This window comes from Bradyrhizobium sp. SZCCHNRI1029 (assembly GCF_032487555.1).
Lineage (GTDB): Bacteria > Pseudomonadota > Alphaproteobacteria > Rhizobiales > Xanthobacteraceae > Bradyrhizobium.
In genome coordinates, this window is record NZ_JAUEUK010000007.1 from 344,529 (window position 1) to 355,776 (window position 11,248).

The following is an 11,248-nucleotide window of genomic DNA, read 5'->3' on the forward strand; positions in this document are numbered from 1 at the left end:
TGCGCGCGGCCGGCATCACATCAGGGGCGTCATGAAGAACGAGCGCGTGATGTTCGCGTTGGCCCTTGTTATGTTGTGACGCAACAACCCCGATCATGCTCGTGCTCAGCGTCCGTCATCTCACCAAGTCCTATCGATCCGGCGGCGAGCCGATCCACGTCCTGCGTGGCGTCGACCTCGACGTCTCCTCCGGCGAGCGCGTCGCGCTGACCGGTGAATCCGGCTCCGGCAAGAGCACGCTGCTGCATCTCATCGCCGGGCTCGATGCCGCCGACGGCGGCGACATTCTGCTCGACGGCGTTTCGGTCGGGGCGCTCGACGATTCGGCACGCGCGGCGGTCCGGCGCGAGCGGCTCGGCCTCGTGTTCCAGCAGTTCAATCTGGTGCCGAGCCTGTCGGTTCAGGACAATCTCAGTTTCCAGGCGCGGCTGGCCGGTCGGCATCATCCGGCGTGGCACACCGAGCTCGTCGAGCGGCTCGGGCTGAAGTCGCTGCTCAAGCGCTATCCGGAGCAACTGTCGGGCGGACAGCAGCAGCGCGTCGCGATCGGCCGCGCGCTGGCGGTCAAGCCGGCCCTGCTGCTCGCGGACGAACCGACCGGCAATCTCGACGAGGACACCGCCGACGAGGTGATGGCGCTGACGCGCGACCTCGTCGCGCGCACCGGCTGCGGCTTCCTGATGGTGACGCACAGCGCGCGGCTCGCGGCGATGCTCGACCGCCGCGTCCACCTGCATGGCGGGCGCATCGCATGAGGCGCGCGCTGTGGATTCTCGCCGTGCTGCTCAGCCACTGGCGCCGGCATCCGATGCAGCTCGCGACCTTGCTGATCGGGCTGATCTCGGCGACCGCGCTGTGGAGCGGCGTGCAGGCGCTGAACCAGCAGGCGCGCAGCTCCTATGATCGCGCCGCGGCGATCTTCGGCGGCGCGCGCACGCCGATGCTGGTCGCGACCGACGGCAAGATGCTGCCGCAGAGCGTGTTCGCGGAATTGCGCCGCGCCCGCTGGCCGGTGTCGCCGGTGCTCGAGGGCCGCGTGCAGATCGACGGCCACTCGGTGCGGCTGCTCGGCATCGAGCCGTTCAGCATCCCCCGGGAGGTCGGCAATGCGCCGATGGTCGGGCGCAGCGAGCTCGAGGCCTTTCTCACACCGCCACATCGCACCTTGATCTCGCCGGAGACGCTGGCCGATCTCGGACTGAAAGACGGCACGGCGCCGCGGCTCAGCAACGACGCCCTGCTGCCACCCTTGATGGCGCAGCAGCAGCTCGCGCCCGGCGTGCTCGTGGTCGATATCAGCGACGCGCAGCGGCTGCTCGACAGGCCCGGCCAGATTTCGCGGCTGCTGGTCGGCAAGACGTCGGTCCAACGACCGCCGTTGCAGTCGTTCGCGGGCGGCCGGCTACAGCTCGTGCAGCCGGAGGCCGAGACCGACCTGGAGCGACTGACCGACAGCTTCCACCTCAACCTCACCGCCTTCGGCCTGCTGTCCTTCGTCGTCGGCCTGTTCATCGTCAATTCCGCCATCGGCCTCGCCTTCGAGCAGCGCCTGCCGGTGCTGCGCACCTTGCGCGCCTGCGGCGTGTCGGCGCGCCAGCTCAACGGCGTGCTGATCGGCGAGCTCATCGCCTTTGCCTTGGTGGCGGGGCTCGTCGGGCTGGTGTGCGGCTACGTCATCGCCGCCGCGCTGCTGCCGAACGTGGCGGCATCGCTGCGCGGGCTGTATGGCGCGCAGGTGCCGGGCGAGCTCAGCCTGCAGCCGGAATGGTGGTTTGCGGGCCTCGTCATCAGCATCGCCGGCGCGCTCGCAGCCGCGACGACCAGCCTGGTCAAATCGATGCGGCTGCCGATCCTCTCCACCGCGCAGCCCTATGCGTGGCAGGAGGCACAGCGGCGCTGGCTGCGCTTGCAGAGCGCGGTCGCGCTCGCCTTCTTCGTCGCCGCCGGCCTGCTGCTGTGGCTCGGGCAGTCGCTGCTGGCTGGCTTCGGCGTGCTCGCGGCGATGATGCTCGGCGCGGCGCTGCTGCTGCCCGCGATCCTGGAGCTGGTGCTGCGGTTCGGCGAGCGCGGCGCGCGCGCGGCGCTGGCGCAATGGTTCTGGGCCGACAGCCGCCAGCAGATCTCGGGCCTGTCGCTGGCGCTGATGGCCCTGCTGCTGGCGCTCGCCGTCAATGTCGGCGTCGCCACGATGGTCGAGACCTTCAGCCGCACCTTCCTGGTCTGGCTCGATGGCCGGCTCGCCGCCGATGTCTACATCAGCGCCGCGGATGAAGCGCAGGCGCGCGACATCCAGATCTGGCTGCGCGCGCGGCCCGATGTCCAGGCCGTGCTGCCGGGCGGACGCGCCGAAACGCAGTTGGCGGGCGCGCCGATCGATATTCTCGGCCTGCCCGATCACGACACCTATCGCGACCATTGGCCGCTGCTGCAGGCCGGCGACAGCGCCTGGAAGCAGCTGGTGCGCGGCGACGCCGGCTTCGTCAGCGAGCAATTGGCGCGCCGGCTCCATCTGTCTGTCGGTGACAGCATCGACCTCCCGGCATCCGGCGGCGACTGGCGCATCACGATCGCCGGCATCTATGCCGACTACGGCAATCCCAAGGGCCAGATCACGGTCAACGTCGCCGCGCTGACGCGCCGCTTCCCGGCGACGCCCATCACGCGCATGGCCGTGCGCGCAGCGCCGGCCGACGTGCCGGGACTGATCAGCGCGCTGACCGACAAATTCGGCCTGGACGGCCGCAACGTCATCGACCAGGCCACCGTGAAGCAGGAATCGAAGCAGATCTTCAACCGCACTTTCGCGGTCACCGGCGCGCTCAACACCTTCACGCTGGGCGTCGCCGCGATCGCGCTGCTGACCAGCCTGCTGACCTTGGCGAACTCGCGGCTGCCGCAGCTCGCACCCTTATGGGCCATCGGGCTGACGCGACGGCGGCTCGCCGAAGTCGAGCTGTTGAAGACGCTGTCGCTCGCCGGCCTGACCGCGCTGCTCGCGCTGCCGCTCGGGCTCGTCGTGGCGTGGTGCCTGATCGCGATCGTCAATGTCAAAGCGTTCGGCTGGCGGCTGCCGTTCGACGTGTTCCCGCTGCAGCTCATCCGGCTGCTGGTCGTCACGCTGGTCGCGGCGGTGATCGCCTCGCTGCTGCCGGTGCTGCGGCTGGCCCGGATGCAGCCGGCCGATCTGGTCAGGACCTTCACCATTGAGCGCTAGAACGACGATCACGCGGCGCGGCCTGATCGGCGGGCTCGGCCTGCTGGCCCTGCCGAGCCTTGCGCATGCACAGGGCTTTGCGGGCCTGAGCGACAGCGCCGACGGCTTTGCGCCGGTGACGCCCGGACGAGCGTTCGGCTTCCCTGCGGATCACGGGCCGCACGACGATTTCCGCATCGAGTGGTGGTACGTCACCGCAAACCTGAGCGATAGCAGCGGCAAGGCCTATGGCCTGCAATGGACGCTGTTCCGCTCGGCGGCGCGGCCCGGACCGCAAGCCGAGGGGTTCGACAATCAGCAGCTCTGGATGGCGCATGCCGCGGTGACGCGCGCGGACAGCCATCGCTCCACCGAGAAATTCGCGCGCGGCGGCGTCGGCCAGGCCGGCGTCGAGGCCAAGCCGTTCCAGGCCTGGATCGATGACTGGCACCTACGAGGCACCGCCGCGACCGACGATCGATCGCTGGCGCCGCTCGACATGACCGCCGCCGGGCCGGACTTCTCCTACGCGCTGCATCTGGAGGCCGACCGTCCGGTGGTGCTGCAGGGCATCGGCGGCTACAGCCGCAAATCCGAGCGCGGCCAGGCGTCTTACTATTACAGCCAGCCGTTCTACCGCGCCCGCGGCCAGATCAATTTCGACGACACGCCGGTCGAGGTGACAGGCGTGGCCTGGCTCGACCGCGAATGGAGCAGCCAGCCGCTGGCCGCCGACCAGAGCGGCTGGGACTGGTTCGCGCTGCATTTCTCCGGCGGCGAGAAGCTGATGCTGTACCGGATGCGGCAGGGCAATGGCGACTACACGTCCGGCACCTGGATCACGGCGGACGGCGTCTCGCGCGCGCTCGGCCCCGGGGGCATCGTGATGACGCCAAAGGATATCGTTGCGATCGGTGAGCGCAGGCTGCCGGTCGGCTGGCGCGTCGAGATATCAGCGCTCGGCATCGCCATCGATACCGCGCCGCTCAACTCCAAGGCCTGGATGGGCACCCGCGTGCCGTATTGGGAGGGACCGATCAGCTTCAAGGGCAGCCACACCGGGGTGGGCTATCTCGAGCTGACGGGATATTGAAAAGCCGTCATCAGGGGGGAACCGCGCATGTATCACTTCACCGCACTCGTCACCGTGCTCGCGCTCATGCTGTATTTCTACATGGGGGTCCGCGTCGCGCAAGCGCGCGCCAGGTTCGGCGTCAAGGCGCCGGCCGTCACCGGCAATCTCGATTTCGAGCGCACCTATCGCGTGCAAGTGAACACGCTTGAATGGATGCCGATCTTCCTGCCGGCGCTGTGGCTGTTCGCGATCTATATCAGCGACCCGATCGCGGCCCTGATCGGCCTCGTCTGGATCGCGGGCCGCGCGATGTACATGGTGTCCTATGCGAAGGCCGCGGAGAAGCGCGGCCCCGGTTTCGGCGTGCAGGCGCTCGCCGCATCCGTACTCCTCGCCGGCGCGCTGATCGCCATCCTGTGGCGGATGCTGCACGGCTGATTGCTGCACCCATCGCCCGTCGTCCCGGCTTTCGCCGCGACGACAGCGATGGTGTGACGATCACTTCGTCAGCGGGCAGCCGCTCTCCTTGGCGGTGAAGAACGCCTTGTCGCCGGGCACCGTGGCGAGCTGCTTGTAGTAGTCCCACGGCTTCTTCGATTCCGACGGCTTCTTGACCTCGAACAGGTACATGTCGTGGACCATGCGACCGTTGGCGAGCACCTTGCCCTGCGCGAAGGCGTCGTCGACCGGCAGCTCCTTCAGCTTCGCCGCCACCGCGTCGGCGTCCTTGGTTCCGGCGGCCTTCACCGCCTTCAGATAGGACAATGTCGCGGAATAGGTGCCGGCGTGGATCATGCTCGGCATCCGGCCGGTGCGCTTCATGAAGCGCTCGCTGAAGGCGCGGGACTTGTCGTCGCGATCCCAGTAGAAGCCTTCGGTGAGGATCAGGCCCTGCGCCGCCTCCAGCCCCAGGCCATGCACCTCGGACAGGGTCATCAGCAGGCCGGCGAGCTTCTGCCCGCCCTTGACGATGCCGAACTCGGCCGCCTGCTTGATCGAGTTGGTGGTGTCGAGGCCGGCATTGGCAAGCCCGATGATCTTGGCCTTCGAGCTCTGCGCCTGCAGCAGGAAGGAGGAGAAGTCCGACGAGTTGAGCGGGATGCGCACCGAGCCCAGCACCTTGCCGCCCTTCGACGTCACGATATCGCTGGTGTCCTTCTCCAGCGCATAGCCGAAGGCGTAGTCGGCGGTCATGAAGAACCAGGTATCGCCGCCGGACTCGACCAGCGCGCCGCCGGTGCCGACCGCGAGCGCGCGGGTGTCATAGGCCCAGTGGAAGCCGTAGGGCGTGCAGGCATCGCCTGATATGCGCGAGGTCGCGGCACCGACGACGATGTCGATCTTCTTCTTCTCCTTCGACAGATCCTGGATCGCCAGCGCGACCGAGGAGGTCGTCAGCTCTGTGATCATGTCGACACCCTCGGTGTCGTACCAGCGCCGCGCGATCGACGAGGCGAGATCGGGCTTGTTCTGATGGTCGGCGGTGACCAGCTCGACCTTCTGCCCCAGCGCCTCGCCGCCGAAATCCTCAATCGCCATCTTGGCCGCTTCGACGGAATATTTGCCGCCGTAGTCGGCATAGACGCCCGACTGGTCGTTGAGGATGCCGATCTTGACCTGCGCCGACGCCGGCGCCGCCGCCAGCAGCGCACCGACGGCCACAAAAGCCAGCAAACCCGATTTCATATGGTCTCTCCCCGCATTTCTTGGTCTTGAGATGTCATTCGTTGGAATGCGCGCTCATGCTATGCCAGAACCCCGGCCACGCCCATCCCTTCCCGCCTCAGCCAATCGGCTGACAGCCATGTTGAGAGACGCAGGCTCCTCCGCTACATTCGCGTCCAAACAACGAGCCGTCCCGCCGGGATGGTGCGCAGGGAAGGAAACCGCCTGGACGCGTGAGGCAGCACCGTCTGCATCGCGTCGCCATGCCGAGGTGCCGCGGCAGGCGCCTTCCTCCCGCCTGCGCGCCGCGCCGCGGCGAGCTGCGCGCATCGGCAGGAGGACACATGTACACCGGCAAGCACGCCCGGCTGCGCCCATTGCAGCCTGCCTTCATCATGGCCTCGACCGGCGAGGCGGTGACCTATCGCGAGTTGGAAGCGCGCAGCAACCGGCTGGCGCATCTGTTCCGCCAACGCGGCCTGAAGCGGCTCGACCACTATTCGATCTTCATGGAGAACAACAGCCGCTATCTGGAGGCGTGCGGCGCCGGCGAGCGCTCCGGGCTGTATTTCACCTGCGTGAACTCCTACCTCACGCCCGGCGAGCTGGCCTACATCCTCAATAACAGCCGGTCGCGGCTTCTGATCACCTCCCTCGCCAAGCTCGACGTCGCGCGCGAGGCGCTGAAGGAGGCGCCCGACATCGAGCTCTGCATCGTCGCCGATGGCCGACGGGACGAACTTGGCGAGAGCGAGCGGATCGTCGGCCTCGCCGAGGCCACGGCCGGCCTGCCGGCGACGCCGATCGCCGACGAATGCGTCGGCACCGCGATGCTGTACTCCTCCGGCACCACGGGCCGGCCGAAGGGCATCCTGCGGCCGCTGCCCGAGCAGCCGCCGGTTCAGCAGCTTCCGATCTTCGACTTCCTGGAAAGACTGTGGCGCTACCGCGAAGGCATGATCTACCTGTCGCCGGCGCCGCTCTATCACTCCGCGCCGCAGGCCGCGGTCAACCTCACCATCCGCGTCGGCGGCACCGCCATCATCATGGAGACGTTCGACCCCGAGCGCTACCTGCAACTGGTCGAGCAATGGGGCATCACGCATACGCAATTGGTGCCGACGATGTTCTCGCGCATGTTGAAACTGCCGGAAGAGATCCGCACGCGCTATGATCTCTCCTCGCTCGAGGTCGCGATCCATGCCGCCGCGCCCTGCCCGGCACAGGTCAAGGAGGACATGATCAGATGGTGGGGGCCGATCATCCACGAATATTACGGCGCCACCGAAGGCCTCGGCTTCACCGCCTGCGACAGCGCGGAATGGCTCGCGCATCGCGGCACCGTCGGCAAGGTGCTGTTCGGCGACCTGCACATTCTCGATGAGACCATGCAGCCGTGCCCGACAGGAACGGCCGGCACGGTGTGGTTCAAGACAGGATCGCCGTTCGAGTACTTCAACGACCCCGAGCGCACCAAGGAGGCCCGTTCGGCCGACGGCAGCATGAGCACCGTGGGCGACGTCGGCTATGTCGATGCCGACGGCTATCTCTATCTCACCGACCGCGCCACCTTCATGATCATCTCCGGCGGCGTGAACATCTATCCGCAGGAATGCGAGAACCTGCTGATCACGCATCCGAAGGTCGCCGATGCCGCCGTGTTCGGCGTGCCCAACCCCGATCTCGGCGAGGAGGTGAAGGCGGTGGTCCAGCCGATGTCGGGCATCATGCCTGGGCCCGAGCTGGAAGAGGAGCTGATCGCGTTCTGCCGGCAGTCGCTGTCGCGGCAGAAGGTGCCGCGCTCGATCGATTTCGAGAAGGAGCTGCCGCGGCTGCCGACCGGCAAGCTCTACAAGCGCCTGCTGCGCGACCGCTATTGGGGCAACAAGACGTCAAGGATCGTGTAGGGCGGCACGACCTCGGATTGATCCTGGTCAAGCGCGCGCGGTGCCGCGCAGCTATTCTCCGTTAATTGCGATCGCAGCACGAGACGACGACATGCGCGCTCATCAAATCATGACCAGATCCGTGATCGCGGTGACGCCCGGAACCCCGGTGGCCGAGGCAGCGCGGATCATGCGGCGCAACCACATCGGCGGGCTGCCTGTGGTCGACGCGTCCGGCACGCTCGTCGGCATGGTCACGGACGGTGATTTCCTGCGCCGCGCCGAGCTCGGCACCGAACGCAGGCAAGGCCGCTGGCTCGACCTCCTGGTCGGCCGCGGCCGCATCGGCGCCGACTTCGTCCATTCCCACGGTCGTACGGTTGGCGACATCATGAGCCAGCCTCCGGTCACGGTCAGCGTCGATGCCAGCCTGGCGGAGATCGCCGAGATCATGGAGAAGCGTAACATCAAGCGTCTCCCTGTGATGAGTGGCGACCGGCTGGCCGGCGTGGTGACCCATACGGATTTCCTGCAAACCGTGGCCGACCTCGCCACTGCCGTTCCAGGCCCCACCCCTGACGATGACGGGATCCGCAACGCCATCCTCGATTCACTCGACCAGGCCGCCTGCAAGCATTGCCGCTTCAACGTCGTCGTCCGCAACGGCATCGCGCATCTCACGGGCGCGGTGCGCAACGAGAAGGAGCGGGCCACGGCGATCGTGGCGGCCAAGAGCGTCCAGGGCGTCAGGAACGTGCGCGACCACATGTGGGTCTATCCGCCGCCAGAGGACGAGTTCGGCGGCGGTGACATCGTCTCGCTGCAGGACCAGCCGTCGACCGACGACGACCAGCCGCTGTGAGGAGAGCCGGGCGTGCGACGTGCCTCCGTACCATCGCTGCTGCTGCTGGTCCTGTTGTCCGCCCCGGCGGCCGCCGAGGATCTCGATCACGGCCGCCAGCTCGCCGAGCGCTGGTGCGCCGCCTGCCACGCCGTGGCCACAGAGCCGACCAAGTTCCGGCGCGCCCGGCCGTTCGTCGCCATCGCGGCCAGGGATGACGTGACGAAGGAGATGCTGGCCAAGTTCCTCCTGCTTCCCCACGCGACGATGGCCAACAATCCGCTCAGTGCGAATGATGCGGCCGACCTGGCAGGCTACATCCTCAGCCTGAGGAAGTAGTTGATGCGACATTCGCCAATGGGTTGAGCCGCCCCCCCGGTCGGCGGCGTCCGGATGCAAGCGGACCCCTGGCGCCGAACGTTCGGCGGCAATTTAGCAGGATCTCCTGGAACAAAACGCCCATGCCTGCGTTCTCCGTGTTCGCCGTCGTGAGCTGGAGCACGTCGCACGGCCCCAAGGGGGTCTGCTGACGGCAAATCGTCCTGTCCTCGTTGCCGGAAAAACCAACAACAAGCAGCGATCGAGATAGCCCTTGCATTTGTACACAAACAAGTTGGTAATCCGGTGCACGGCGTCTTCTCTGCCGACCTGTTAGCAAGGAGCCTGCGACGTGCACGGAATGCCCGGCGCCTCCCCCGCCCCACGCGTAACCGACGACGATACGGCCTATCTGGCGGCGATCGTGGAGTCCTCGGCCGACGCCATTGTCGGCACCACCGCCGACGGCGTCATCCGCAGTTGGAACGCGGCCAGCGAACGGATGCTGGGGTTCACCGCGGCTGAAATGATCGGCAGATCCGTCTCCGAGATCATCCCCCCCGAGCTGGCGGAAGAAGCGAGCGCCTTGCGCGCCAGGGTCAACGCGGGCGAAGCGATCGAGAGCTTCGAGACCGTCCGGCTGACCAAGCAGGGACGCCCGATCGAGGTCTCCATCACGTTTTCGCCGATCCGCAGCAGCACCGGCGTGATTTTCGGCATCTCCAAAGTCATCCGCGATGTCACGCTGTCGAAGAAGACCGAGCGTGCGGCGGCGATGCTCGCGGCCATCGTCGCCTCGTCCTCGGACGGCGTCGTCAGCAAGACGCTGGACGGCACGATCACCAGCTGGAACAAGAGCGCCGAACGCATCTTCGGCTTCTCGGAAGGCGAGATGATCAACCGCTCGATCCGCACGATCATCCCGCAGGAGCGCCAGGCCGAGGAGGACCGGATCCTCGCCACCGTCCTATCCGGCGCGATCATCGACAATTTCGAGACCATCCGCCTGCGCAAGGATGGGGCGCTCATCGACGTGTCGGTCACGGTCTCGCCGGTCAGGGATTCCAGCGGCCGCATCATCGGCGCCTCCAAGATCGTGCGCGACATCACCGACAAGCGCCAGACAAGGGAGCAGTTGCGCACCTTGCTGGCCGAGGTGAACCACCGCAGCAAGAACCTGCTGTCGCTGGTGCAGGCGATCGCCCGGCAGATGACCCGTCACGGCCGCCAGCTCGACCTCAACCGCTTTCTGGAGCGCCTGCAGGCGATCGCGAGCAATCAGGATCTCCTGATCCAGAACGATTGGCGTTTCATTCCACTCGGCGGCTTGGTCCGCTCGCAGCTCGGGGCGTTCAGCGACTTGATCGGCGACCGCATCGCGATCGACGGGCCGCCGATCGAGCTGACGCCGGAGGCCGCGCAGTCGATCGGCATGGCAGTCCACGAGCTCGCCACCAACGCCGCCAAATATGGTGCACTGTCGAACGACGAGGGACGGATCGCGGTCCGCTGGACGCGCATCGACGACAGCTTCGACATGACGTGGGTCGAAAGCGGCGGACCTGAGGTCGCGCCGCCGGAGCACACCGGCTTCGGAAGCCGGGTGATTTCCGATCTGGTACGCGCCGGCCTGGATGGAACGGTCGAGGTCGAGTTCCTGCCGACCGGACTACGCTGGCACCTGAGGTGCCCCCTGCAACGCCTCTGCCGCGACCGTCATCATGCGCGACAGTGAGAAGACTCATCTCCTGATCGTCGAGGACGATCCCATGATCGGCTTCGACCTCGCGGTCGAGCTCGAAGCCGCCGGATTCACGGTCGTCGGCGTGGCGGCGACCGTGCACAAAGCCCTCCATCTGCTGGAGCGGAATCACTGCGATCTCGCCGTGCTCGACGTCAATCTCGGGCAGGAAACATCGGCGCCGATCGCGCGCGCTTTGGTCGCGGCCGGCGTGCCCTTCGTCGCCGTCACCGGCTATTCCGTCGATCAATGCCCGGAAGAATTCGCCACGGCACCGCTGCTGTCGAAGCCGTTCCAGACGTCGCGGCTGGTAGCCGCACTGAAGCGGCAATTGCATCAGTGAAGTCTGTTGCAGCGGGAGACGAGCTTCCGCGTGACGTGGCTGCAGCGGTTGCATCTTCGAGACAAGCCGACCTCTCCCCGCAACTGCCAGCGCAATCGCTTATGGCGGTCTCCGTCTTTCGACCGTCTGTTTCCACGTCGTCATGGCCGGGCTTGTCCCGGCCATCCACATCGACGTCGCGCCCTG

General features: G+C 67.0%; 10 protein-coding genes. 9 read left to right on the forward strand and 1 reads right to left on the reverse strand.

Annotated features, from left to right (window positions below; translation table 11 throughout):
* Positions 1-95 precede the first annotated feature (95 nt).
* The 4 genes from QW861_RS21690 to QW861_RS21705 are packed head-to-tail and all read left to right on the forward strand — an operon-like array spanning position 96 to position 4,706.
* Positions 96-755, forward strand: a complete 660-nt coding sequence (locus tag QW861_RS21690; protein ID WP_315751160.1) for an ABC transporter ATP-binding protein — start codon at positions 96-98, stop codon at positions 753-755.
* Entirely contained in the window at positions 752-3,214 is a 2,463-nt protein-coding gene (locus QW861_RS21695; RefSeq protein WP_315751159.1) for an ABC transporter permease, read from the forward strand. Before QW861_RS21690 ends, QW861_RS21695 begins: the two co-directional genes overlap by 4 nt.
* Positions 3,204-4,286: a lipocalin-like domain-containing protein gene (locus QW861_RS21700; RefSeq protein ID WP_316193468.1), complete on the forward strand. Its 1,083-nt coding sequence runs from the start codon at positions 3,204-3,206 to the stop codon at positions 4,284-4,286. The genes QW861_RS21695 and QW861_RS21700 overlap by 11 nt, the downstream gene beginning before the upstream one ends.
* Positions 4,287-4,313: 27 nt before the next feature.
* Positions 4,314-4,706, forward strand: a complete 393-nt coding sequence (locus QW861_RS21705) for an MAPEG family protein (RefSeq protein ID WP_315827924.1) — start codon at positions 4,314-4,316, stop codon at positions 4,704-4,706.
* Positions 4,707-4,766: 60 nt separating this feature from the next.
* Here the strand turns inward: QW861_RS21705 and QW861_RS21710 are convergent, their stop codons facing one another.
* On the reverse strand, positions 4,767-5,954 hold the full coding sequence (locus QW861_RS21710) for an ABC transporter substrate-binding protein (RefSeq protein WP_316193469.1): 1,188 nt from the start codon (positions 5,952-5,954) through the stop codon (positions 4,767-4,769).
* A 323-nt stretch (positions 5,955-6,277) separates the two neighbouring features.
* Between QW861_RS21710 and QW861_RS21715 the strand changes: the two genes are divergently transcribed.
* The 5 genes from QW861_RS21715 to QW861_RS21735 all read left to right on the forward strand — a co-directional run bounded on the left by QW861_RS21715 (position 6,278) and on the right by QW861_RS21735 (position 11,062).
* Positions 6,278-7,840, forward strand: coding sequence for an AMP-binding protein (locus QW861_RS21715; protein WP_315717069.1), 1,563 nt, complete (start codon positions 6,278-6,280; stop codon positions 7,838-7,840).
* 91 nt (positions 7,841-7,931) lie between these two features.
* The gene (locus QW861_RS21720; RefSeq protein WP_316193487.1) at positions 7,932-8,681 is read left to right on the forward strand and encodes a CBS domain-containing protein; all 750 of its coding nucleotides are present in this window, start codon (positions 7,932-7,934) and stop codon (positions 8,679-8,681) included.
* A 12-nt stretch (positions 8,682-8,693) separates the two neighbouring features.
* Positions 8,694-8,999, forward strand: coding sequence for a cytochrome c (locus QW861_RS21725; RefSeq protein ID WP_315717067.1), 306 nt, complete (start codon positions 8,694-8,696; stop codon positions 8,997-8,999).
* A gap of 331 nt (positions 9,000-9,330) precedes the next feature.
* Positions 9,331-10,713 carry a PAS domain S-box protein gene (locus tag QW861_RS21730; protein ID WP_316171979.1) on the forward strand — a complete coding sequence of 461 codons (1,383 nt, stop codon included), beginning with the start codon at positions 9,331-9,333 and terminating at the stop codon, positions 10,711-10,713.
* Positions 10,700-11,062, forward strand: coding sequence for a response regulator (locus tag QW861_RS21735; RefSeq protein WP_315717065.1), 363 nt, complete (start codon positions 10,700-10,702; stop codon positions 11,060-11,062). Before QW861_RS21730 ends, QW861_RS21735 begins: the two co-directional genes overlap by 14 nt.
* Positions 11,063-11,248 lie beyond the last annotated feature (186 nt).